The organism is uncultured Ramlibacter sp. (assembly GCF_936925435.1).
Classification (GTDB): Bacteria; Pseudomonadota; Gammaproteobacteria; order Burkholderiales; family Burkholderiaceae_C; genus Ramlibacter.
Genome location: NZ_CAKZHQ010000048.1, coordinates 15,459 through 39,225 on the forward strand (window position 1 = coordinate 15,459; position 23,767 = coordinate 39,225).

General features: G+C 66.0%; 22 protein-coding genes. 11 read left to right on the top strand and 11 right to left on the bottom strand.

The window, feature by feature from the left end; translation table 11 throughout:
* Nucleotide 1: 1 nt before the first annotated feature.
* On the top strand, nucleotides 2–1,183 hold the full coding sequence (gene argE / locus Q0632_RS18725) for an acetylornithine deacetylase (RefSeq protein WP_298933025.1): 1,182 nt from the start codon (nucleotides 2–4) through the stop codon (nucleotides 1,181–1,183).
* Between the two features lie 7 nt (nucleotides 1,184–1,190).
* Here argE and Q0632_RS18730 read toward each other — a convergent pair whose 3' ends face one another.
* Entirely contained in the window at nucleotides 1,191–1,544 is a 354-nt protein-coding gene (locus tag Q0632_RS18730) for a hypothetical protein (RefSeq protein ID WP_298933026.1), read from the bottom strand.
* Nucleotides 1,545–1,671: 127 nt separating this feature from the next.
* The gene (locus Q0632_RS18735; protein WP_298933027.1) at nucleotides 1,672–2,799 is read right to left on the bottom strand and encodes an ABC transporter substrate-binding protein; all 1,128 of its coding nucleotides are present in this window, start codon (nucleotides 2,797–2,799) and stop codon (nucleotides 1,672–1,674) included.
* Nucleotides 2,800–2,949: 150 nt separating this feature from the next.
* Here Q0632_RS18735 and Q0632_RS18740 point away from each other — a divergent pair, with 150 nt between their 5' ends.
* The 4 genes from Q0632_RS18740 to Q0632_RS18755 are packed head-to-tail and all read left to right on the top strand — an operon-like array spanning nucleotide 2,950 to nucleotide 7,706.
* The gene (locus tag Q0632_RS18740) at nucleotides 2,950–5,013 is read left to right on the top strand and encodes a molybdopterin oxidoreductase family protein (protein ID WP_298933028.1); all 2,064 of its coding nucleotides are present in this window, start codon (nucleotides 2,950–2,952) and stop codon (nucleotides 5,011–5,013) included.
* 14 nt (nucleotides 5,014–5,027) lie between these two features.
* Nucleotides 5,028–6,113, top strand: coding sequence for an aminopeptidase (locus Q0632_RS18745; RefSeq protein ID WP_298933029.1), 1,086 nt, complete (start codon nucleotides 5,028–5,030; stop codon nucleotides 6,111–6,113).
* On the top strand, nucleotides 6,106–6,477 hold the full coding sequence (locus Q0632_RS18750) for a polyhydroxyalkanoic acid system family protein (RefSeq protein WP_298933030.1): 372 nt from the start codon (nucleotides 6,106–6,108) through the stop codon (nucleotides 6,475–6,477). Before Q0632_RS18745 ends, Q0632_RS18750 begins: the two co-directional genes overlap by 8 nt.
* A gap of 5 nt (nucleotides 6,478–6,482) precedes the next feature.
* On the top strand, nucleotides 6,483–7,706 hold the full coding sequence (locus Q0632_RS18755) for a CaiB/BaiF CoA-transferase family protein (RefSeq protein ID WP_298933031.1): 1,224 nt from the start codon (nucleotides 6,483–6,485) through the stop codon (nucleotides 7,704–7,706).
* 3 nt (nucleotides 7,707–7,709) lie between these two features.
* Here the strand turns inward: Q0632_RS18755 and Q0632_RS18760 are convergent, their stop codons facing one another.
* Complete coding sequence (locus Q0632_RS18760) at nucleotides 7,710–7,964, bottom strand: acyl-CoA-binding protein (protein WP_298933032.1); 255 nt, start codon at nucleotides 7,962–7,964, stop codon at nucleotides 7,710–7,712.
* 120 nt (nucleotides 7,965–8,084) lie between these two features.
* Here Q0632_RS18760 and Q0632_RS18765 point away from each other — a divergent pair, with 120 nt between their 5' ends.
* A complete protein-coding gene (locus Q0632_RS18765; RefSeq protein ID WP_367181225.1) occupies nucleotides 8,085–9,581 on the top strand; it encodes a wax ester/triacylglycerol synthase family O-acyltransferase in 1,497 nt (498 codons plus the stop codon).
* 15 nt (nucleotides 9,582–9,596) lie between these two features.
* Here Q0632_RS18765 and Q0632_RS18770 read toward each other — a convergent pair whose 3' ends face one another.
* The 4 genes from Q0632_RS18770 to Q0632_RS18785 form a co-directional block, all read right to left on the bottom strand.
* Nucleotides 9,597–10,064 (bottom strand): hemerythrin domain-containing protein, encoded by a 468-nt coding sequence (locus Q0632_RS18770; RefSeq protein ID WP_298933033.1) that lies wholly within the window; start codon nucleotides 10,062–10,064, stop codon nucleotides 9,597–9,599.
* A 66-nt stretch (nucleotides 10,065–10,130) separates the two neighbouring features.
* On the bottom strand, nucleotides 10,131–10,904 hold the full coding sequence (locus Q0632_RS18775; RefSeq protein ID WP_298933034.1) for a hypothetical protein: 774 nt from the start codon (nucleotides 10,902–10,904) through the stop codon (nucleotides 10,131–10,133).
* A 20-nt stretch (nucleotides 10,905–10,924) separates the two neighbouring features.
* A complete protein-coding gene (locus tag Q0632_RS18780) occupies nucleotides 10,925–11,587 on the bottom strand; it encodes a TetR/AcrR family transcriptional regulator (protein WP_298933035.1) in 663 nt (220 codons plus the stop codon).
* Between the two features lie 127 nt (nucleotides 11,588–11,714).
* Nucleotides 11,715–12,203 (bottom strand): phasin family protein, encoded by a 489-nt coding sequence (locus Q0632_RS18785; RefSeq protein ID WP_298933036.1) that lies wholly within the window; start codon nucleotides 12,201–12,203, stop codon nucleotides 11,715–11,717.
* Between the two features lie 192 nt (nucleotides 12,204–12,395).
* On the opposite strand from Q0632_RS18785, the gene Q0632_RS18790 reads away from it, so the two are divergent.
* Together Q0632_RS18790 and Q0632_RS18795 are read left to right on the top strand one after the other, a co-directional pair.
* Entirely contained in the window at nucleotides 12,396–14,390 is a 1,995-nt protein-coding gene (locus tag Q0632_RS18790; protein ID WP_298933037.1) for an SDR family oxidoreductase, read from the top strand.
* A 19-nt stretch (nucleotides 14,391–14,409) separates the two neighbouring features.
* On the top strand, nucleotides 14,410–15,549 hold the full coding sequence (locus Q0632_RS18795; protein WP_298933038.1) for a glycosyltransferase: 1,140 nt from the start codon (nucleotides 14,410–14,412) through the stop codon (nucleotides 15,547–15,549).
* On the opposite strand, the gene Q0632_RS18800 is transcribed toward Q0632_RS18795, so the two are convergent.
* Genes Q0632_RS18800 through gmd form a run of 3 tightly spaced genes read right to left on the bottom strand, consistent with a single transcriptional unit; the run spans nucleotide 15,519 to nucleotide 18,543 of the window.
* Nucleotides 15,519–16,634: a glycosyltransferase family 1 protein gene (locus Q0632_RS18800; RefSeq protein ID WP_298933039.1), complete on the bottom strand. Its 1,116-nt coding sequence runs from the start codon at nucleotides 16,632–16,634 to the stop codon at nucleotides 15,519–15,521. The two genes, Q0632_RS18795 and Q0632_RS18800, sit on opposite strands and share 31 nt — an antisense overlap.
* Before the next feature lie 26 nt (nucleotides 16,635–16,660).
* Nucleotides 16,661–17,497 carry a GDP-mannose 4,6-dehydratase gene (locus Q0632_RS18805; RefSeq protein ID WP_367181226.1) on the bottom strand — a complete coding sequence of 279 codons (837 nt, stop codon included), beginning with the start codon at nucleotides 17,495–17,497 and terminating at the stop codon, nucleotides 16,661–16,663.
* A gap of 8 nt (nucleotides 17,498–17,505) precedes the next feature.
* Entirely contained in the window at nucleotides 17,506–18,543 is a 1,038-nt protein-coding gene (gene gmd, locus Q0632_RS18810; protein WP_298933041.1) for a GDP-mannose 4,6-dehydratase, read from the bottom strand.
* A 171-nt stretch (nucleotides 18,544–18,714) separates the two neighbouring features.
* Here gmd and Q0632_RS18815 point away from each other — a divergent pair, with 171 nt between their 5' ends.
* From Q0632_RS18815 to Q0632_RS18825, 3 genes are all read left to right on the top strand, one after another.
* The gene (locus Q0632_RS18815) at nucleotides 18,715–20,049 is read left to right on the top strand and encodes a FecR family protein (protein WP_298933042.1); all 1,335 of its coding nucleotides are present in this window, start codon (nucleotides 18,715–18,717) and stop codon (nucleotides 20,047–20,049) included.
* A 68-nt stretch (nucleotides 20,050–20,117) separates the two neighbouring features.
* Nucleotides 20,118–21,965, top strand: coding sequence for a CHASE2 domain-containing protein (locus Q0632_RS18820; RefSeq protein WP_298933043.1), 1,848 nt, complete (start codon nucleotides 20,118–20,120; stop codon nucleotides 21,963–21,965).
* A complete protein-coding gene (locus Q0632_RS18825) occupies nucleotides 21,914–23,089 on the top strand; it encodes a hypothetical protein (protein WP_298933044.1) in 1,176 nt (391 codons plus the stop codon). Before Q0632_RS18820 ends, Q0632_RS18825 begins: the two co-directional genes overlap by 52 nt.
* Here Q0632_RS18825 and Q0632_RS18830 read toward each other — a convergent pair.
* Nucleotides 23,061–23,765 carry a Crp/Fnr family transcriptional regulator gene (locus Q0632_RS18830; RefSeq protein WP_298933045.1) on the bottom strand — a complete coding sequence of 235 codons (705 nt, stop codon included), beginning with the start codon at nucleotides 23,763–23,765 and terminating at the stop codon, nucleotides 23,061–23,063. The two genes, Q0632_RS18825 and Q0632_RS18830, sit on opposite strands and share 29 nt — an antisense overlap.
* Between the last annotated feature and the right edge of the window lie 2 nt (nucleotides 23,766–23,767).

The following is a 23,767-nucleotide window of genomic DNA, read 5'->3' on the forward strand; positions in this document are numbered from 1 at the left end:
GATGCAAGTTACAGCAGCTTCCTCGCAACCCAGTGCCCGCGCGCTTGAGCTGGCGCAAACTTTGGTCCGCATCAACACCGTCAGCGCCAACTCCAACCTGACCCTGATCCACTTCATTCGCGACGAACTGCAGGCCATGGGCGTGGCCAGCCGCCTGACCTATAACGCCGACCGGACCAAAGCCAATCTGTTCGCCACGCTGGGCGAGGGCAAGAGCGCCGGCGTTATCCTGTCCGGCCACACTGACACCGTGCCCTGGGACGGCCAGGACTGGTCGTCCGATCCCTTGTCGGGTCATGTGGCCGATGGCCGGCTCTGGGGCCGCGGATCGGCCGACATGAAGGCCTTCATCGCCATCGCCCTGTCCCATGCCCGTCAGTTTGTTGACAGCCCCGCCCCCTTTGCCATCCACCTGGCCTTGAGCTACGACGAGGAAGTGGGCTGTTTGGGCGTGCGGGAACTGATTGCCGACATGCGCGACGCCGGCGTCAAGCCCCTGGCCTGCATCGTGGGCGAGCCCACTGACATGGTGCCGGCGATCGCCCACAAGGGCGTCTACCGCTACAAGTGCTGCGTGCGTGGCAAGGAGGCGCACTCCTCGCTGACCCCACAGTCGGTCAATGCCATCGAGATGGCGGCGCGGCTGGTGGGCAAGCTGCGCGACATGGCCGAGTGTTTCGAGCGCGATGAGCCGCGCTACGCCGGTTTCGATGTACCGTTTTCCACCGCCAGCGTCGGCCAGTTCCACGGCGGCATCGCCGACAACGTGGTGCCGCGCGACGCGGAGTTCCGCTATGAATTCCGCGACCTGCCAACGGCCGATGCCAAGGCGATGCAGGCGCAGGTGCTGGCCCATGCCCGCTCTCTGGAGCCGGCGATGCACAAGGTGGCGCCCGAGACGGGCTTTCGCTTCGACACGATCTGCGAAGTGCCCAGTTTCCTGGGCTCTGCAAGTGACGCTGTGACCCGGCTGGCACAGCGCCTGGCCGGTGAAAACCGCACCACGCAGGTGGCGTTCGGCACCGAGGCCGGCCTGTTCAAGCAGGCCGGCATTCCCACGGTGGTCTGCGGGCCCGGCAGCATCACCCAGGCGCACCAGCCGGACGAATACGTCTACCTGGAGCAGCTGGCGCGCTGCGAGGCCTTCATGCGCGGCCTGGCGGCCACGCGTTCACTGGACTGAAGCCCGCTTACTTCTTGCCATCCTCCGGGCCCGGCGGCACATGGCTGTTGATCTTGTTGCCAGTGTCGCGGATGGCGTCACCCGCGCTGGCGCCGGCGCTCTTGAGTGCATCGGTGGTCGACTTGGTGACCTTCTTGGTGGTCTGGGCCGGCTCGGACTTCTTGGCCTTGGTCACGGCCTTCATTTCCGGCTTATTGGGATTGGCCGCGTTGGGGTCGTTCGGGTAGACCTCGCCGGCCTTGTTGCTCTCGGTATTGGTCGGGCCCGTGGGGCTGGCCGATTGGGCATGGGCGCCCAGGGCCGCACCCAGGGTCAGGGCCAGGGCCACGGGAACGGTGCGCATGAATTTGCTGTGGATCATGATTGGATCTCCTTGGGTTGCTAAGTGAGTCCAGTATGGGTTCGCACAGGGACGAAGGGGGCCGCGCGGGCCCCCTTGGAATGGAAATGGATGGAGGCTGACGCAGGGGTCAGCCATTGCCTGACCTTCAGGTGCGGACTCTGCCGTCACCCGTCAGCATGGACAGCTCCACAAAGCTCGACGCCGCATGGTCGGTGGCCGAAAACGACACCGAGAAGCCGCCGACCGACTGATTGCCCAGCGACTCCAGGCCGCCCACCAGCGCTTCCCGCGTGAGCTTGGGGCCGGCGCGCCGCAGGCCCTCGACCATCACCTTGGCTGCCACATAGCCTTCCATGCTGGAGAAGTTGGCCTGGTGGTCGCTGCCGCCCTTCTTGACCGCCTCGGCGAATTCGCGGGCGATCGGGCGGGCCGTGTTGTAGGGCGAGGGCATGACCTGGGAGACCACAACGCCGGCGCCGTCCTTGCCCAGTTCATCGGCCAGGGCCTGCGTGCCGACGAAGGACACGTTGTAGAAGGTGCCGCCATAGCCGGCCTTGCGGGCCGTGCGGATGAAGGCCGCGCAGGCCTTGTAGGCGCCGATCTGCACGATCGCGTCGGGCGCCGACGCCACCAGCGTCTTGACGGCGCCGGCCACGTCGACCGAGTTGCGCTCCACGGTTGCTTGGGCCACCGGCTTGATGTTCTGGCCTGCCAGGGCGAGCTCCACTCCCTCCAGGCCGGCCTTGCCGTAGGCGTCGTTCTGGTAGAAGACCGCGATCTTCTTCAGGCCCAGGCTGGTCAGTTGCTTGACGATCAGCGCGGTCTCGTCGTTGTACGAGGCGCGCATGTGGAAGGCATAGCGATTGAAGGGCTGGCGCAGCGCCATGGCGCCGGTAAACGGCGCGAAGAAGGGGACCTTGGCCGAGATGGCCAGGGGCAGGGCTGCCAGGCAGGTCGGCGTGCCGACATAGCCGAACAGCGCCAGCGTGTCGTCGGCCACCAGCTTGCGGGTGTTGGCCACACAGCGCTCGGGCTCATAGCCATCGTCCAGATGCACCAGGTCGATCGTGCGCTTGTGCACGCCGCCCTGGGCATTGACCTGGTCGAAGTACAGGCGCGCGCCCTGGTTGAACTGGATGCCCAACTGGGCCGAGGGCCCGGTGAAGGGCGCGGACTGGCCCAGCACGATGCGGTCAGGCTGGGCGCGGACGACGGGGGCGCCGAGCACGGCGAGCGCGCCGACGGCACGCGAGAATTGGCGACGATTGAGCATGGAACCATTTTCTACCTAGGGTCTTCCCTAGGGCTGACGCCCTGCTTTCGGCTCGCTGACGGGATTTTCTTAACCTGAAAGGCTCCTTTCCACCAGGCCGGCCCAAGGCGACTACCATCGTGATTGCCCCACGATCCCCGAACCGCAAGCATGGTCACCACCGAAATCCGCGGCGCCTGCCCGCATGATTGCCCCGACACCTGCGCCCTGGTCACCACCGTGGCCGACGGCGTGGCCCTGAAAGTGCAAGGCAACCCCCAGCACAAGCCCACCGACGGCGTGCTGTGCACCAAGGTCTCGCGCTATGTGGAGCGCAGCTACCACCCGGAGCGCCTGTTGACGCCGCTCAAGCGCAGCGGTCCCAAGGGCTCGGGCCGCTTCGAGCCGGTGGGCTGGGACCAGGCGCTCCAAGAGATCGCGGCGCGCCTGCAGGCCATCGCGGCGCGTGACCCCCAGGCCATCCTGCCTTACAGCTACTGCGGCACCATGGGCCTGGTGCAGGGCGAGAGCATGGCCATGCGCTTTTTCCACCGGCTGGGCGCTTCGCTGCTGGACCGGACCATCTGCGCCAGCGCCGGTGGTGAAGCATTGACGCAGACCCTGGGCGGCAAGGTCGGCATGAAGCTGGAGTTCTTTGCGCAGTCCAAGCTGATCATCATCTGGGGCAGCAACTCGATTGCCAGCAACCTGCATTTCTGGCGCCTGGCCCAGCTGGCCAAGCGCGATGGCGCCAGGCTGGTGTGCATCGACCCGCGCCGCACCGAGACGGCCGACAAATGCCATGAGCACATCCAGCTGTTGCCAGGCACCGACGCGGCGCTGGCGCTGGCGCTGATGCACGAACTGATCCTCAATGACTGGCTGGACCACGATTACATCGCGCAGCACACCCTGGGCTGGGAGGGGCTGCGCGAACGGGCCCTGCGTTGGACGCCCGAGCGTGCGGCGCAGGTCTGCGGCGTGCCGGCCGGGCAGATTCGCGCGCTGGCACGCGACTACGGCACGACCAAGCCTGCCGCCATCCGCCTGAATTACGGCATGCAGCGCGTGCGCGGCGGCGGCAACGCGGCGCGGGCCATTGCCTGCCTGCCAGCGCTCACCGGCGCCTGGCGCGAAGCGGCCGGCGGCCTGCTGCTGTCCAGTTCGGGCATGTTCCCTATCGACAAGGCGGCGCTGCAGCGGCCCGATCTGCTGGCCGGCCGCACACCGCGCACCATCAACATGAGCACCATCGGCGACGATCTATTGCGCCAGGCCTCACCCGCTTTCGGCCCCCAGGTCGAGGCGGTGATCGTCTACAACAGCAACCCGGTGGCGGTGGCGCCCGAGTCGGGCAAGGTGGTGCGGGGCTTTGCGCGCGAGGACCTGTTCACCGTGGTGATGGAGCAGTTCCAGACTGACACCGCCGACTACGCCGACTACATCCTGCCGGCCACCACCCAACTGGAACACTGGGACATCCATCCCTCCTACGGCCACACCGATGTGGTGCTCAACCGCCCGGCGATCGCACCCGTCGGTCAGGCGCGGCCCAACACCGAGGTCTTTCGCGCGCTGGCGCAGCGACTGGGTTTTGCCGAAGACTGTTTTGGGCAAACCGATGAAAGCCTGTGCCGCACCGCCTTTGGCGGCAATGTCGATTTCGACGAGCTGCTGCGCGAGGGTTTCGCGCCCTTGGCCATCGCCGACGCGCCCTTTGCGCAGGGCGGCTTTCCGACCGCGTCGGGGCGCTGTGAGTTCTTCAGCGAGCGCCTGGCCCGCCAGGGCCTGGACGGCCTGCCCGACCACCTGCCCAACCACGAGGCCATCGGCTCGTCGGCGAACTACCCGCTGGCCATGATCTCGCCGCCGGCGCGCAACTTCCTCAATTCGACCTTCGTCAACGTCACCAGCCTGCGCGACATCGAGCGCGAGCCCCTGCTGGAGATCAACGCGGCCGATGCCTCGGCGCGCGGCATCACGGCTGGCGCCACCGTGCGCGTGTTCAACGACCGCGGCGAGTATTTCTGCAAGGTCCAGATTTCGCCGCGCGCGCGGCCTGGCGTGGTCAACGGCCTGGGCATCTGGTGGCGCAAGTCCGGCCTGGCCGGCACCAACGTCAATGAGCTGACCAGCCAGAAGCTCACCGACATGGGCCGCGGCCCGGTGTTCTACGACTGCCTGGTGGAGGTGGAGGCCGCCGACGCCAGCGCCGGTGCACGCCGGGCGGCGTGAGGCGCAAGCTGCTCATGGCCAGCGCGGCAGGCGCTCTTCTCGCGGCCGGTGTGCTCTTGTGCAGCACGGGCTGCGCCAACCTGGGTTACTACTGGCAGTCGGCCAGCGGCCACCTGCAGATGATGAGCGCGGCGCGGCCGGTCGACGACTGGCTGGCCGACAGCGCGGCGGCGCCGCGGCTCAAGGAGCGGCTGGCCCTGAGCCAGCGCATCCGCAGCTTCGCGGTGGTGCAATTGCAGCTGCCGGACAACCCGAGCTACCGGCGCTATGCCGACCTCAAGCGCAACGCCGTGGTCTGGAACGTGGTGGCCGCGCCGCCGTTCTCTCTCAAACTCACGACCTGGTGCTTCCCGGTGACCGGCTGCGTGGGCTACCGCGGCTATTTCGACGAAGCCGAGGCCAAGGCGGAAGCGGCCCGCGCTGCCGCCGGTGGCGACGAGACCGCGGTCTACCCCGTGCCGGCCTATTCCACCCTGGGCTGGATGAACTGGGCCGGTGGCGACCCGCTGCTCAACACCTTCATCGGCTATCCGGAAGGCGAGCTGGCGCGGCTGATCTTCCACGAGCTGGCCCACCAGGTGCTGTACGTGCAGGACGACACCATGTTCAATGAGTCCTTTGCCACCGCGGTCGAGCGCCTGGGCGGCAGCCGTTGGCTGGCCACGCAGGCGCCGGAGGCGGCGCGGGTCGAATACGCGGAGTACGACAGTCGCCGCGTGCAGTTCCGTGCCCTGACCCGGGCCACACGCACCCGACTGGAACAGATTTACGAGGAAAAAGAGGCTGTATCCCGCTCAGATAGCGCGAAGACAGCTATGAAATTGGTAGCAATGCAGGAGTTTCGCGCGGCTTACGCGCAGCTGCGCACCGCCTGGGGTGGCGATCCGGCACGCTACCGCGGCTATGACCAGTGGGTGGAACGGGCCAACAACGCCATGTTCGGCGCGCAGGCCGCCTACGACGAGCTGGTGCCCGGCTTCGAGGCTTTGTTCGAGCGCCAGGGCCGCGACTGGGCCCGGTTTTATGATGCCGCCAGGCAACTGGCTGCCCTGCCCAAGGCGCAGCGCCACCAACAACTCAAGGAGCTCTCCGGTGCCTGACATCCACATCCAGCGCGACCACGCCCTCGGCCTGGCCAGCGCGCGCAAGCTGGCCTTCCGCTGGGCCGAGCTGGCCGAAGAGAAGTTCGACATGGAGTGTGTCTACGAGGAGGGCAAGAGCTCCGACCTGGTGACTTTCAGCCGCTCGGGCGTCAACGGCGAGCTCAAGGTCACCAAGGACGGCTTCGAGCTGGATGCGCGCCTGGGCTTTCTGCTGGGCGCCTTCAAGGAGCGCATCGAGCAGGAGATCGCCAACAACCTCGACGCGCTGCTGGCCGAGAAGTCGCCGATGAAGGCGATGGAAAAAGCCGTCGCCAGCAAGACGCCGCCGGCCAAGGCCGGGGCCCCAAAGAAGAAGGCTTGAACGGCATGCAGGCACAGCCCGGCGCCGGCCCGCTGGCCGGCCTCAAGGTTCTGGAGCTCGGCCAGTTGATCGCCGGGCCCTTCGCCGCCAAGACCCTGGCCGACTTCGGCGCTGAAGTCATCAAGGTCGAAGCGCCCGACGGCGGCGACCCGCTGCGCAAGTGGCGCCTGCTCAAGGATGGCACCTCGGTCTGGTGGCAGGTGCAGTCGCGCAACAAGCGTTCGCTGGCGCTGGACCTGAAGGACGCGGCGGCCCAGGACATCGTGCGCAAGCTGGCCGCCGAGTGCGATGTGCTGGTCGAGAATTTCCGCCCTGGCGCCATGGAGGGCTGGGGCCTGGGACCGGAGCTGCTGATCGCCGCCAACCCGCGCCTGATCGTGCTGCGCATCAGCGGCTATGGCCAGACCGGCCCCTACCGCGACCGGCCCGGCTTCGGCGTGGTGGCCGAGGCCATGAGCGGCTTGCGCCACCTGACGGGCGAGCCCGGCCGGGTGCCGGTGCGTGTCGGCGTGTCCATCGGCGACACCCTGGCGGCGCTGCACGGCGTGATCGGCATCCTGCTGGCGCTGCAGCACCGCCACGCTTCTGTCAGCCCCGAGGCGCCGCAGGGCCGCGGCCAGGTCATTGACGTGGCCTTGTACGAGGCGGTGTTCAACTGCATGGAAAGCCTGCTGCCCGAGTACAGCGCCTTCGGCGCGGTGCGCGGCCCGGCCGGCAGCGCCTTGCCGGGCATCGCGCCGAGCAACGCCTACGCCTGCAGCGACGGCTACGCCCTGATCGCCGGCAACGGCGACAGCATCTTCAAGCGCCTGATGGCCGCGATAGGCCGCGCCGACCTTGCGGCCGATCCTGCGCTGGCGGACAACACGGGACGTGTGGCCCGGGTCGCTGAGATCGACGCGACCATTGGCCAGTGGACAGTGGGCCGCACGGTGGATGAAGTGCTGGCGGTGTTGGACAAGGCGGCTGTGCCGGCCGGGCGCATCTACACCGTGGCCGACATCGCAACCGACCCGCACTACAGCGCGCGCGGCATGCTGGCGCAGGTGACGATGGACGACGGCAGCACGCTGGCCGTGCCCGGTGTCGTGCCCAAGCTCTCGCTCACGCCCGGCGGGCAACGCCGCAATGCACCTTCTTTGGGCCAGGACAGCGACGCCGTGCTGCGCGAAGTGGGCCTGAGCGAGGCGCAGATCCAGGCACTGAAGGACCGCGGCGTCGTCGCGTGAGGCTCAGCTGAGGGATTCGATCAGATCGATGTACTGCTGCATCGCGTCGTCACCGGACGTGCCCTTGAAGTTGTTCCAGGCGTCCCACTTGGCGCGACCCACCATGTCGCTGAAGCCCGGCTTCTTCTCGGCGTTGTCGCCGGCCGTGGCCTGCTTGTACAGGCCGTAGATCTTCAGGAGCGTGGCGTTGTCGGGCCGGTCGCTCAGATTCTTCGAGTTGGCGACGGCGGATTCGAATGTGGCTTTGAGGTCGGCCATGGGGATGCTCCTGGTGGTATTTGCGATCGGTGTTCGGGTAACTTCGCGGTATCTTAAGCGGCGCCGCAACTCCAGAATAGGCGCGGAGCCCACACGGAACCGAGCAATGGAGGAGCGAGCATGGTGACCCGCATCGCCGCGCAGACCGTCGCGAAACAGGCCAGGCGCGCGGCCACCGGCACGCTGGGCCTGGCGGGCGAGCGCATGTCCAAGGTCGACACCGCCTGGCTGCGCATGGATTCGCCGGCCAACCTGATGATGATCGTCGGCGTCTGGACCCTGTCGCCCGGCATAGCCCATGCGGACCTGTGCGCGCGCATCGAAGACAAGTTGCTCAAGTACGGGCGCTTCCGCCAGCGGGTGGTGGAAGGCGCGGCCGGCGCCAGCTGGGTCGAAGACCGCGATTTCAACATCGCCCGCCACGTGGTGCTCGAGAAGCTGCCCAAGGCGGTGGCCGGCCGGCAGCAGGCCGCCTTGCAGCAGCGGGTGGGCGAGCTGGCGATGCAGCCGCTGGACCGGCGCCATCCGCTGTGGTGTTTCCACCTGGTCGAGGACTACCAGGGCGGCAGCGCCCTGATCGTGCGCATCCACCACTGCATCGCCGATGGCATTGCGTTGATTTCGGTGACCATGTCGCTGGTCGACGGCGGCGCGCCGCCGCCCGAGCGCCGGCCCAGGGCTGGTGGTGGCGACGCCGAGGACTGGATCGCCGACACCCTGATCAAACCCTTCACCGACGTCACGCTCAAGGCGCTGGGCGTGACCGACGGCGCTGCGGCGCGCTCGCTGGCCATGCTGCTGGACCCGCAGGAAGGCCTGCACAAGGGCATGAGCGGTTCGATGGAGCTGGCGCGGCTGGCCTACCAGGTGGTCAGCGACGCGGCGGCGCTGGCCCTGATGCCGGACGACTCGAAGACACGCCTCAAGGGCAAGCCGCTCAATGCCAAGCGCGTGGCCTGGTGCGAGCCGATCCCGCTGGACGAGGTCAAGGCCGTGGGCAAGGCGCTGGGCTGCTCGATCAACGACGTGCTCCTGAGTTGTGTGGCCGGCGCCATCGGCGGCTACCTGCGCGCCCAGGGCGACGACGTCCAGGGCCAGGAGATCCGCGCCATGATCCCGATCAACCTGCGGCCGCTGGAGCACGCCTGGAAGCTGGGCAACCGCTTCGGCCTGGTGCCCCTGGTCTTGCCGGTCGGCATGGACAACCCGGTCGAGCGTGTCTACGAGGTGCGCCGGCGCATGAACAGCCTCAAGGGCAGCACCCAGCCTCTGCTGGCCTTCGGCCTGCTGGCGGTGGCCGGCCTGCTGATCAAGCCGGCGCAGGACGCCATGCTCAATCTGTTCGGCAGGAAGACGACGGCGGTGATGACCAATGTGCCGGGGCCACGCGAGAAGCTCAAACTGCTGGGCGCGACCCTGGAGCAAACCATGTTCTGGGTGCCCCAGTCGGGCGACATCGGCCTGGGCGTGTCCATCCTCAGTTATGGCGGCGGCGTGCAGTTCGGCGTCATCACCGACACCGGCATGTGCCCGGACCCGCAAAAGATCATCGACGAGTTCACGCCGGAGTTCGACCGCTTGCTGCTGGCAACGCTGATGCTGCCCTGGGGCGAATGAAACAGTGCGGCTGATTCAGCTTTCCGCGGAACTGAGCGGCATTGCGCCCAGGCGGAAGGTGGCGAATTCCGTTTCATAGTCCTTGGCCAGGGATTGCTTCTGCGCTTCGCTCAGTACCTTGCCGGCCAGCTGGAAGATGGCGTGCTCCTCGTCTTCCAGGTGGTGGTAGACCTTGTGGTGCAGCTTCTTGAAGTGCGCCAGCCAGCCTGGTGAGCTGAACTCCATCTTGTTGAGTTCGTCCACCAGTTCGTCCATCTCGTGGTGCTCCGCCATCCCATGGCGCGCCTGGGCGATGCTCTCGTCGAAGCCGATCAGAGGCGTGTAGAAGCAGCGCTCCTCGGCGGCCGCATGGGCTGCCAGCTCATGCTTCAACTCGCGGTAGAGGCGGTTGCGGTCGGGCGAATCGCCCTGGGTTTGCAGAATCTGCGTGGCGAGGGCGCGCTGGGTGTCGTGGCTCAGGCGCAGGGCTTCGAAGATGTTCATGGCTCTGCATTGTGGGCAGCGCCTTGGGCTGAGCTTGTAGGCCCGCAACCCGATCCGGCTGGCGGTTCAGTCCTGCAATTCCGAGAGTGCCAGCTCCAGGTCCAGCCGCTCCCTGGCGTCGGCGGGTGCGCTGGCGGCGGCCTGCTGGTACAGGCGCGTGGCCTCGGCGGCCTTGCGCTCGCCATGCAGCATGACCAGGCCGTTGGCGTATTCGATCATCGCGATGGCAGATTGCGGCGTCAGCTTGAGGGCCTGTTCAAACATCCGCAAACCGGTTTCTTTCTTTGCGCCGTGGGTCATGCCGCCGATCAAGCTGCCGACCTTGTCGATCACTTCCGCGTGGAACGCGCCCAGCGCGATGTGTGCGTCGGCATGGCGGGGCTGCAGCGCGATGGTTCGCTCCAGCGCGTCCTTGACCTTGCTGCCCAGTCCCTGGGCCAGGGCCTTGGCCACGCTGATGCCCTGGCTGTAGCGGCCCAGGGCATAGGCCTGCCAGTACCAGGCGTTGGGATTGCTGGCGTCCGCCTGCGCCTGGGCCTGGGCGCGCTGCGCCACCTCCTGGAACAGGTCGAGCCGCTGCTTCTCGCGCTGTTCCAGGTAGTTGGCGTGGATGCAGGCGGCCTTGTTGGCCACCGTGATGCCGGCACCGCCGGCGCGCAGGCCGGCCTCCATCGCCTGCTCGAACTGGCCGCTATGGAACAGGGCCCAGGCCTGCAGCACTTGGGCGTCGTCCGGCAGGGGCTCGGCGTCGCCCGCATGCAAGCGGTCCCAATGTTGCGCCACGGCAGCGGCATCGAAGGGGTAGTCCCCCAGGTGTGGAAAGCTTGTCCATCGGGCCATCACAGTCTCCCGGCGGCCGCTCAGCCGCCGCTTTCGCCGTACGCGCCGGCCAATCCCAGCAGGTGCATGCGCTGCCCGGACTCCAGATAGGGCGCCAGCAGATTCAGCACATGGTGGGCGCCGCGCAGCAGGGCCAGCTGCGCGCTCTCGGGTTCCAGGGCGCGGCGCGGGTCGCGCACGTATTCATAACTGAGCCAGTAGGTCAGCACCACCACCATGCCGGTTGCCGTGGCATCGACTTCGCGCGCGTCGATGCGCAGCGTGCCGGCGCGGCTCATGCCGTCGAGCATGGCGCGCACCGACGTGGTCTTGTTCTTCAGAACCCACTGGAAATGGGTCTCCAGCCGACGGTTCTTCGACAGCAGGTCATTCAGGTCGCGGTACAGGAAGCGGTACTGCCAGATCAGCTCGAACAGGGTGTGCAGGAAGAACCAGGCGTCCTCCACGTCGCGCACGCCGTCGCTGGCATTGAGAAGTTCGGACAGCGCCAGCTCGTAGCGGTCGAACAGCGAGTTGATCAATTCGTCTTTAGCTGGGTAGTGGTAGTACAGGTTGCCCGGGCTGATGTTCAGTTCAGCCGAGATGAGCGTGGTCGACACGTTGGGCTCGCCAAAGCGGTTGAACAGGTCGAGCGTGACCTCGAGGATGCGCTCGGCGGTGCGGCGCGGGGCTTTTTTGGCCATGGTCCAAGGGCTGTTGGGCGGATAGCCAGTTTAGGTGGCTTGCCGGCGCGTTCTTGCTGCGATGCAGCAAAGTGGGCGCACCCAAAACAAAGGGCGCCGCAGCGCCCTTGCATCGCCCGTCCTGCGCTCAGGTTGTCTTGCGCGGCGCAGAGCGCTTCTTGGCTGCGGGCTTGGCTGCGGTTTTGCGCGGCACCGGTGCGGACCGGGCATGGAGCTTCGCGACGCTGCGATTGAGGTCTTCCATGCGCTCCATCAAGGCCTCGATTTCCTTGGCCGAGGGCACGCCCAATTTCTTGAGCGCCTTGGACACGCGCTCCTCGAAGATGTTTTCCAGCTTGTCCCACTGGCCCGAGGCCTTGGAGGAGATGTCGGTGGCCATGCTGGCCATGCGGTTGGTGGCTTCGGAGATCTTTTCTTCGGCCGCTGCCTGGGTCTTGCGCTGGATAGCCATGCCTTCCTTGACCAGAGTGTCGAACACCTTGCCGCCTTCTTCCTGGGCCTTGGAGAAAGCGCCCAGGCCGGCCAGCCAGATCTGGTTGGCCGAGTCCTTCACCGTGCCCGACAGGTGCGGACTGGCCTTGCCGTCGCCTGCGGGTTTCTGCTTCTTCGTGACCATGGGGACTCCTGGAAGGTGGTTGAGGTTCGCGCTGCGCTGCTGGCGCGGACGCCGCGCATGAGAGGCACTGTACCGGCTGTATGGTGGCCGTGCCTAGACGCCGGCTTCTAAATCGCCACGGGTTTGTGCTGAAGGGCCGTCCCGCGGCTTTGGGCAAGAATGGCCGCGAACGCAAACCACCCGGAGATTCGCATGCACTATTTCGTCACCGGTGCGACCGGCTTCATCGGCAAGCGGCTGGTCAAGAAGTTGCTGGAGCGCAAGGGATCGGTGGTGCACTTTCTCATCCGCCAGGAGAGCGAAGGCAAGGTGGCGGCGCTGCGCGCGTACTGGGGCGCCAGCGCGGCCCGGGTGCTGCCCGTGTTCGGCGACCTCACGGCCAGGAAGCTGGGCGTGGCCGCCGAGGAGGTCAAGAAGCTCAAGGGCAGTATCGACCATTTCTACCACCTGGCTGCGGTGTACGACCTGGGCGCCGACGAGGGCGGCCAGGTCGCCGTCAACATCGAGGGCACGCGCAACACCGTGGAGTTTGCCAAGGCTGTCGATGCAGGCCACTTCCACCATGTTTCGTCGATCGCCGCGGCCGGCCTGTACGAGGGCGTGTTCCGCGAGGACATGTTCGAGGAGGCCGAAAACCTCGACCATCCCTATTTCATGACCAAGCACGAGAGCGAGAAGATCGTGCGCAAGGAGTGCAAGCTGCCCTGGTCGGTCTACCGTCCCGCTCTGGTGGTGGGCGACAGCCGCAGCGGCGAGATGGACAAGATCGACGGGCCCTATTACTTCTTCAAGCTGATCCAGCGCATGCGCCAGCTGCTGCCGCCCTGGATGCCGGCCATCGGCCTGGAAGGCGGGCGCGTGAACATCGTGCCGGTCGACTACGTGGTCGATGCGCTGGACCACATCAGCCACAAGGCCGACATCGACAAGCGTTGCTTCCACCTGGTTGACCCCGTGGGCTACCGCGTGGGCGACGTGCTGGACATCTTCAGCCGCGCCGCCCATGCGCCGCGCATGAACCTGTTCATCAACGCCGCCCTGCTGGGGTTCATCCCCAGGAGCATCAAGAAAGGGCTGATGGCGGTGGCGCCGGTGCGGCGCATCCGCAATGCGGTGATGAAGGACCTGGGCCTGCCCGAGGATATGCTGAGCTTCGTCAACTACCCGACGCGCTTTGACAGCCGCGACGCCGAGGCGGCACTCAAGGGCTCGGGCATCGCCGTGCCCAACCTGAAGGATTACGCCTGGCGCCTGTGGGACTACTGGGAGCGCCACCTCGACCCCGAGCTGCACATCGACCGCACGTTGCGCGGCACGGTGGGCGGCAAGCTGGTGCTTGTCACCGGCGGCTCCTCGGGCATCGGCTTGGCGGCGGCCCACAAGTTTGCCGAGGCTGGCGCCACCACCATCATCTGCGGACGCGACCAGGACAAGCTCGATGAAGCCTGCAAGCAGGCCAAGGCCAAGGGCTACGCCTTCATCGCCTACCCGGCGGACATCGCCGACATGGCTGACTGCGACCGCTTCGTGCAATTGCTGGTCGACAAGCACGGCGGTGTCGACTTCCTGATCAACAATGCGGGTCGCTCGATCCGCCGCGCCATCGAGGCCAGCTACGACCGTTTCCACGACTTCGAGCGCACCATGCAGCTGAACTTTTTCGGCTGCCTGCGCGTGACCATGGGCCTGTTGCCCGGCATGGTGGCCCGGCACAAGGGCCATGTGGTGAACATCAGCTCGATCGGCGTGCTGACCAATGCGCCGCGCTTTTCTGCCTATGTGGCCAGCAAGGCCGCCCTGGATGCCTGGACGCGCTGCGCGTCCAGCGAGTTCTCTGACCAGGGCATCACCTTCACGACCATCAACATGCCGCTGGTGCGCACGCCCATGATCGCGCCGACCAAGATCTATAACAACGTGCCCACCCTGGCGCCGGAGGAGGCCGCCGACATGATCGCCCAGGCCTGCATCTTCAAGCCGGTGCGCATCGCTACGCGGCTGGGCGTCACCGGCCAGCTGCTGCATGCGCTGCTGCCGCGCGTGGCGCAGATCGCGATGAACACCAGCTTTCGCATGTTCCCCGATTCGTCCGCCGCCAAGGGCGCCAAGGGCGACAAGGGCGGCAGGCCCACGCTGTCGCCCGAGGCCATCGCCATGCAGCAGATGATGCGCGGCATCCATTTCTGAGGACGTATCATCACCGCCCATGCGTATTCTCCAGCTGGGCCGATTCTGGGATGACCAGCACGGCGGAATCGAGCGCCACGCTGCCCTCCTGTCCCGCGGCCTGGCCGCAAGCGGCGCCGAAGTCATCAATCTGGTGGCGGCCGCCGGCCGCAGCGGCAGTGATGGTCCCCATGACGGCTACAGGCTGATCCAGGCGCCGTCCTTGGGCAAGCTGGCCGGCACGGCGATGTCACCAGTGCTGGTTTTGCGGGCCCTGGCGCTGCACCGCGAGCGCCCGTTCGACATCATCCACCTGCACCTGCCCGATCCGCTATCGCACCTGCTGTCCATGCTGCTTCCCGCTGGCCCGAAGCGGGTGCTGACCTGGCACAGCGACATTGTTCGGCAAAAGGGCATGCTGCGCTTGTACGCGCCCTGGCTGCGCCAGTTGGCAGGCCGGGCGGATGCGATCGTCGCTGCCACGCAAGCCCACTTCGACAGTTCCAGCCAGATCCCCGACACTGTCCCGCGCGAGCGGCTGCATGTGATTCCGTACGGCCTGGACTACGCGCCCCTGGAGTTGACAGCGGGGACGGCTGCACTGGCGCGGGAGCTGCGTGGGCGGGCGAACGGCCGCACCATGGTGTTCGCGCTGGGCCGGCACGTCTATTACAAGGGCTTCGACGTCCTCATCGAAGCCATGCGGCAGGTCGATGGCTTTCTTGTTCTCGGTGGCGATGGTCCGCTGCGCCCCGTTCTGGAGGCCAGGGCGAAGGAGTGCGCCGTGAGCGACCGGGTCTGGTTCAGCGGGCGCATCCCCGAGGCCGAACTGGGGGCGTACTTCCATGCCTGTGATGTCTTTTGCCTGCCGGCGGTGGAACGCAGCGAGGCTTTCGGCTTGGTGCAGCTCGAAGCGATGGCCTGCGGCAAGCCGGTGGTGAACACCTGGCTGTACAACGGCGTGAACGAGGTCAGCCGCGACGGCGAAACCGGGTTGACCGTGCCGGTGCGCGATGCGCCGGCTTTGTCTGCCGCGCTGTCCCGGCTCGCCACGAACACGCCCTTGCGTGACAGGCTGGGCCAGGCGGCGCGGCAGCGGGCGCTGCGCGACTATTCACTCGATGAAATGACGCGCAGGCACTTGGCCCTTTACCGCGAATTGTTGAGCACGCGCCGGTAAGCCGCCGCTGTCTCGCGCACACACTGTTCCCAGGTGAAGCGAGCGGCGCGCTCCACCGCCCTGGTCGACAGTTCAGCGCGCATCTGTGGTGCTTGCGCGAGGGTGCGCATTGCCTCGGCCAGTGCGCTTGGGTCGAGCGGGTCGACCGTGAGGCCGGTGTCCCCCACCACTTCGGGCAGTGAACTCACATTGGATGTGATGGCGGGGACGCCGCAGCCCATCGCCTCGAGCGGCGGCAAGCCGAAGCCTTCGTAGAGCGAGGGATACACCATGGCCAGGGCGCCGGCGGTGACTGTGGCCAGATCGGAGCGCTCCAGGTAGCCCAGGGCGCGAACCTGCCCCTTACTGACCAGGGGGGCCAGGATTTTCTCCAGGCTGGTGGTCCGCCAGCCTTTCATGCCGGCCATCACCAGGGGGTAGCGGGCGCGCAGCGCGTCCGGCAACTGGGCGTAGGCCTGTACGGTGGTCTCGAGGTTCTTGCGCGGCTCCATGGTGCCGACCGAGAGGAAATAGCTGCCATGGGTGAGCTGCAGGCGCGCCAGCAGGGCTTGTGTCTGGGCTGCGGCCATGGGCTTGAATGCGCCATCGAGGCCCAGTGCAATCGGCTGAATTCGATCTTGGGCAATCCCGAAAACCTCCATGACCTCGCGCCTGACGAACTCCGAATCGGTCAACACCAGGCTGGCAGCACGCAGCCCGGGTTCAAAGAACTTGTTCATGGCAGCAACACGCTGCGCCGGATGGGTGTGCGGATAGCGGATCCACGACAGGTCATGCACCGTCACCACGCTGGGCCCGTCAAAGCGGAAAGCCATGAAGTTGGGCTCGTGGTAGAGGTCAAAACGCTCCTTGCGCACGCCCTTGTCGAATTTGCGCTGCTGCAGCCAGCGGTTGATCTCGTAGGCCTTGGGCATGACGGAACGTACCAGCTGCCGCGCCCGGCCGACGATCGGTGGCGCACCGCTGGCCAGATCGCGCCCGAAGCGGTCCGCATAGAACAGCATCAGGTCCAGGTCAGGCTGCTGACGCAGTCCGCCGGCCAGGTGGTAGGCGTACTGCCCGATGCCTGTCAGGGGCGACAGCAAGGCCGTGCCGTTGAACGCGACCTTCATCACGCCGCGGCCAGCATCGTGGTCAGGGTCTGCTCGAGGGTGTACGCCGGCAGTTCGCCGATGGTGGCGCGCAGATGCGACGGATCGCCGCACAGGCGATGGATCTCGTTGCCCCGCACCAGCGCGGGGTCCACCTGCACGTCCATCTTGTGTCCGGTCAGGCGTTCCAGGCAGGCCACCACGGCGCGAAGATCGTGGGTGACGCCGGTGCAAATGTTGCAGGTGTCGCCGGCCTGTGCCTGTTGCAGCAAGCGCAGGTAGGCCTCGCAGAGAAAACGCACGTCGTTGTATTCCCGCTCCACGTGCAGATTGCCCATCGAGATGCTGGAAGCCCGGCGACGGAAGTGCTCCACCAGCTTGGGGATGACGAAATTGGGGGCCTGGCCCGGGCCCGTGTAGTTGAATGGCCTGGCCATCACCACCGGCAGGCGGGGCAGAAAGGTCCTGGCCATGTGCTCCATGGCCAATTTGCTCATTGCATAGTGATTGACGGGCGCAGGGGTCTGGGTCTCCGCGATCGGCGACTGCTCGCAATTGCCGTACACGTTGGCGCTGCTGGCCAGCAGCACGCATTGCAAGGATGCGTGCGATGCGGCCAGAGCTTCCAGCAGATTCAGCGTGCCGAACAGATTGACATCGTAGAAGGCACGGGCATCCTGGTGGCCGACGAAAGCAATGGCAGCCAGGTGAACCACTGCGTCGGCGCGTGCCGACGCCACTTCCGTGGCGACATCGGCCGCTTTCGTGAGGTCAGCCTTCAGTGCCACGACCTCATGCCCGGCTTGCGCCGCGCTGCGGATGAACTGGCGCCCGGTGAACCCGTCTGCGCCTGTCAACAGAATTCTCAAAACGAGAAACCCCGTTCGTTACGCCGCAGGTCCGCCTTGACCATCATGTCGCACAACTGCTCGAGCGTGGTTTGCGGGCGCCAGCCCAAGACCTTCGCCGCATGGGAAGGATCGCCGATCAGCAGCTCCACTTCGGCAGGGCGGTAGAACTTCGGGTTGATCTGCATCACCGTCTTGCCGGTTGCCTTGTCAGTGGCTGTCTCATTTTCCGCGCTGCCCTGGAAAGCGAGTTCGATGCCGGCCGCCTTGAAGGCCATGGACACGAAGTCACGCACCGTTTCGGTCCGGTTGGTTGCCAGCACGAAGGTGTCGGGCTGGTCGGCCTGCAGCATGCGCCACATGCCTTCCACATATTCCTTGGCGAAGCCCCAGTCACGCTTGGCATCGATGTTGCCGAGTTCGAGCAGATCCTGCTTGCCTAGCTTGATCTTGGCCACGGTGTCGGTGATCTTGCGGGTGACGAATTCGCGGCCGCGCAGCGGCGACTCGTGGTTGAAGAGGATGCCGCTGCTGCCGAAGATGCCATAGCTTTCGCGGTAGTTCACCGTCATCCAGTGGGCATAGAGCTTGGCGACGCCATAGGGGCTGCGCGGGTAGAAGGGGGTGTCTTCTTTTTGGGGCACGGCTTGGACCTTGCCGAACATCTCGGAGGTGGAGGCCTGGTAGAAGCGGATCTTGGGGTCGACCAGGCGGATCGCTTCGAGCAGGTTGAGCGCGCCCTGGCCGGTGATCTGGGCGGTGGTGGTCGGCTGGTCGAAGCTGACACCCACAAAGCTCTGGGCTGCCAGGTTGTAGATCTCCGAAGGCTGCGCCTTGTTCAGCAGCGCAATGCTGGAGCCCAGGTCGGTCAGATCGTATTCGACCAGGTGCAGCCGCTCGTGGGCGGCGATCCCCAGTTCTTCCAGCCGCCAGAAATTGACGGAACTGGTGCGGCGGTAGGTTCCGTACACGGTGTAGCCCTTGTCGAGCAGCAACTGCGTCAGGTACGCGCCGTCCTGGCCGGTCACGCCCGTGACCACGGCATTTTTCGCCATGAAACTCTCTCTTTCTTCGCTGACTAGGCAGCGGGGTGGAACCAAACGGGTAATTTTGCCTCACAACCCGGCTGGCTTCCCTGTCTGCTCACCCCGCACCCGGCGGGTGCCACCTTCCAAACTGTGCTGGCCGTCACTTTAAGGGACGGCTTTTCATGTTATTTTCGTGCCATGAGAACCTTGACCTGCCTCCTGTCCTGGGCTGCGCTTGCCGCTGGCGCCTTGCCGGCTGGCGTTGCTGCGCAAGCGGCGCCCGTGTCCTATGTGGGTGGAGAGGTCATGTTCGTGTCCGGCAAGGCACAGCGCCTGCGCCAGGACGGCCAGGGCAATCTGGTGGCCAAAGGCATGGAGCTTCTGGAGGGCGATCGCATCGTCACCCAGCCTGACAGCCACGTTTATGTGCGCCTGCGTGACGGTGGCCTGCTGGTCGTACGCCCGGCATCCGAGTTGCATGTGGATTTGTGGCGTTTCGATCCGGCCCAGCCGCAGGACTCGCGCATCAAGTACACCCTGGACAGCGGCGTGGCCCGCCATGTCTCCGGTCAGGCAGCCAAGGCCGCCCGCGACAAATTCCGCTTCAATACACCGATGGCTGCCATTGGCGTTCGCGGGACGGATTTCACCGTGCTGGCTGATCCGAATGTGACGCGCATCTCGGTCCAGTCGGGTGGTGTGATCGTCAACAGCCTGGGCAATGGTTGCCGGGTCGAAGGACTGGGGCCCTGCGAGGGCGGTTCGGCGGTCGAGCTGTTCGCCACTGCCAAGGACAAGCTGCTGCAGTTGCGGGCGGGTGAGCGGCGCGTGGAACTGATTGATGACGTTTCCGGCAGTCCCGACAAGTCCCAGCCGCCGGTCAATGGCGAGCCCGTTGCCAAGCCACGCAAGAACAGCGGTGATCTCAATGTCGCCGAGATCCGGACAGCCGAGTTTGTGGATATGGCGCTCCAGGCGGACAACAAGGTGGCGCTGCCCTTGGCTCCCGTCTCCCCCGTTGCTCCGATTCCTCCCATCGCCGCGTGGGGGCGCTGGGCGGCCATTGCCGACAAGGATCCCGGGGTGGTCAATGTCGAAGAACTATTGGCAGGGCGAAGCTTGGTGGCCATCAGCCGTCTCTACATCCTGGCGGCCGACAAGCCTGCCACTGCATTCGAATTGCCGGGGTCGGGGATCGCCGATTTCAAGCTCACCACGCATGATGGGGTGATCAGCGACAACCTGACCGGCCAGAACGTTGCGACCACGGCATCGAACGCTTCTTTGCGCATGAACTTCGGCAGCAAGCGGTTTGAAACGTCCATGCACGTGAAGGCCGGCGATCTCGCGGCAGATATCAACGGCAAGGGATCGATTGAATCGAATGGGCGTTTCATCTCCGATCCGTTCAGTTCACCCAGTATCGTCCAAGGTCTGGTCGGTGGGAAGCAGGCCGGTGAAGCGGCCTATCTCTACCAGCGCACCATCAGCGACCGTTACGACGCTTCAGGGGTCACGTCCTGGCGCAAATAGCAGGTCGCACCGAAGCTTCGGGGCGTCTGCAGCTGCGCTACCACCGCGCGCTGTTTCGCTGGGCCTTGGTGGCCCTGATTGCGGCAGCTTCCAGCGCACTGCAATGGTGGCCCGCTTCGATCAAGGCCCTCGACGGCATCGAGCACCTCGTCAAGGATCCCCTCCACCGGTTGATTGCCTCGGATGAGACCGAGTCCAGGCTGGTCGTTATCGACCTGGATGAAGACAGCATCGCTGCTGTCGGGCCCTGGCCCTGGCCACGCTCGCGCATTGCCGATCTGCTGGAAGCCCTGGTCGGGCCCTATGGCGCCCTCGCTGTGGGCCTGGACGTCGTATTCCCTTCGCCCGCCGACGCGGCAGGTGACGCGCGGCTAGCGGCGCTGAGCGACTTCGCGCCGATCGTGCTGGCGCAGGCGATGGATTTCGTGGTCCGCTCTCCTGCGCTTGTGAGCGGTGAAGCCGTTTTCGCTGCGCCCTACATTGCTGCGACAGATAGCCGAAGCGCCGTGCCTGCCACCGGCTATATGGCCAACCATGCCGGCTTGGCCAAGGCCCGGTGCGTAGGCAACATTGGTCTGCAGCCTGACGATGATGGCCGTATCCGGCGTGTGCCTCTCCTGGCGCAGTGGCATGGCCAGGTGACGCCATTGCTTCCCCTGGCCATGCTTGCCTGCCCGCTGCAACGCGGTGGAGTTGCCGGCGGCTCGCTGGCGGGCCTGGTCTCGAATCCGGCGGCAGGCGGGCATTGGGAGTTGCCGTTTGCACGGCAATGGTCTTCCTATGTGGTCATTCCTGCCCGTGCCATTCTGGACGGTAGCGCGCCCGCGGACCTCGTACGCAACCGCTGGGTCCTGGTCGGCTCTTCAGCCCTGGGATTGAACGATCGGGCGGCCACGCCATTGGCTGCGGCCGCGGCCGGCGTGATGGTCCATGCCGCGGCGATGACCTCGCTTCTTGACCGGGTCGAGGACAGAGCCCCCGCACTGCCGATGGACGGGCGCTGGATCGCAACGCTGTGGACGCTGTTGACGCTGGCTGCGGGCGCCTGGGCACTGGGGCGGTACAAGGCATGGTGGCTGGTGCCCGCCACTGTGGGTGTGGTGGCGTCGTGGCTGGGACTGGCGGCGTGGCTGGTGGGGCGCAGCGCGCATTTCAGTGCAAGCGCTCCGTTGCTGGCCTACGTGCTCATGCTTTTTGTCATTTCGGTCGAGCTATGGATGACCCAACGCGAACAGGGACAGATCCTGCGCTCGTTTGCTGCCTATGTGGCGCCGGCGGTGCTCGACCAGATGCTGCGGCAGGGCCTGAACAACCCGATGCTGCCGCAGCACCGGGAGATCACGGTTCTATCCGCCGACATGCAGGACTACACCGGTCTGACCAATCGCTCCAGCCTGCAGGATGCCGCTGACCTGACGCGTGAGTTCCTGCAATGCCTGACGCAACCCATCCTGGACCATGGCGGGACGCTGGACAAGTACACGGGCGATGGCGTGGTCGCTTTTTGGGGTGCCCCACTGACGCAGCCCGATCATGCGCAATGCGCGCTGCGGGCTGCCCGGTCCATTGTGGACAACGTGCGCGAATGGAATGAGGCACGCGTGCGCGAGGGCAAGCAGCCAGCGCGCGTACGCATCGGCGTGGAGGGCGGTTCGGTTCTCGTCGGTGACCTCGGGACCGAATTCCGGCGCACTTATACTGCGGTCGGTGATTGCATCAACGCTGCCAGCAAGCTGCAGGCAGTGGCCAAAACCCTGAGTTGCGATCTGGTTGTGGGGCCCGTTGCGGCGGGATTGGCTGCCGATGCCAGCCTTGTCCCCGTGGCCAGCGTGCAACTGCCAGGGCATAACGAGGTTTCCGTACTTTGGTCTTTCTCTTCCCTGCGCAGTTCCTTGCCGCGCGGCGCATCGCACTAGCCTGCGTCGCTGCGGTCGCAATTGCCGCGCCGTTGCCGGCGCAGGCGCAGGACGATGGGGTTGAGGCGGTGTCCACCGCCGGCATCGCCGGCGAAATCCTGGACACTGCGGTGGACCACTGCCGGCGCGGCGAAAGCGCACAGGCGCTGTCCATGTTCCAGGCCATCCGGACGCAGCTGACGCCGCCGCCGGCGATCCTGCGCATGATCCAGGATCTTGAAGCCACTGGCTGCATCGCGCAGGAGGTCACGAGCCGGCGGGTATTGCGCGCGCAGGTCAGCGCGGGCTGGGACAGCAATGTGAGCCAGGGCATCAATGCCCGAAGCCTGGTCCTGGGCAACGGCGACGGTGCCATCGAACTGGAGCTCGACGAGAGTTATCGCCCGCGCCCGAGCGCGTTTGCCCAGGCGGCGATGGACTATTCCCTGGTCTTCCCGGCCTCCGGTGTGAATCTGCAGCTTGGCGCCGGCCTGCGCAAGAACGCCAGTGCTCCGGCCTACGACCTGGTCAGCGTGGCCGCGGCTGCTTCGCGCGACTTCAAGCTGCCCGGCGCCGTTGTGCGCGTCCAGGTGGAGGGCGCTGAAGTCTGGCTCGGAGGCCATCACTACCTTCAAAGCCAGGGCGGGGGGATGCAGGCGATCCGATCCGACCAGGACGGCGCGTGGGTTGCCACGCTGACGGGGACTCGCATTGCGTATGTCACGCAAGCCTCGCAGAACGCCACTCTCTGGGACCTGGGCCTGCTGCGCGAGTACCGCATCGGACCTGCGGCGCTGCTTCAAGCCGGCTTCTCGCTGCAAAAGGACAAGGCCACAGACATGCGTCCCGGCGGCGATCGGACTGGATACCAGCTCCAGGCGGGCGCGCAGCTACTGGCGCAAGGCTGGCGCTTGCGGCCCTATGTGAGCTATACAAGTTGGGACAGCGAGGCCTATTTCTCGCCCGGTTTGCTGGACTTCAAGCGGCAGAACCGCACGACGCAGCTGTGGTTGCAGGCAGAGAAGCCTCTGTCACTGCAAACCAGCCTGATCCTGGAGTGGCGCGGCCGGTGGTCACGCGACACGGTTGCGCTCTATCGCTACACCGCCCAGGTGTTCACGGCGACGCTTTCTCGTCCGTTTTAAGGGGCAGCCCAGGCGCGTGCAGCGCCATCAACCGCAGGCGCTGGGGATCGCGCACGATGAGCCGGCGAAAGTCCTTCTCCAGGACCCCGATCGCCACCAGGTGGGCAATGGCACGCGAGACGGTCTCACGGCTGGTGTTGATCATGATGGCCACTTCCTGCTGCTTGGGCAGGTTCTGGATCACGTTCAGGCCACCCGGCATTTGCTGGCCCAGTTGCTGCAGCAGCGCATAGACGCGCTGTTGGGCGTTGGGGATTGCCAGCAGCGTGCGATAGGTCGACAGGTTTCGCACCAGTGCCGTCAGATGGCGCATCATGGCCTCGGCAGCTGCCGGCAGCTTGTAGAAAATCTCCCGTGCAGCGTTTTGCGGGATCACGCCGACCACCGAAGGTTGCAGCGCAATGATGTGGGCCGAACGCGGCAAGCCGTCGATGACGGAAAGCTCGCCAAAGAAGGCTCCCGGCTTGATCAGGTTCAGGCCGATCTCCCGGCCGTCTTCGGCGATGTCCACCGCCTGCAGCTGGCCGGAAAACAGCAGGTACATCCCGTCCGCCGCCTCCTGCTTGCGACACACCACCTCACGCCGCGCAAAGTTCTTGACCCGCAGCAGTCCGTTGGCGATCCTGAGCTCGTTCTCAGGCAGGCTTTCGAACAGGGGAAACTTGCGCAAGTCCATGG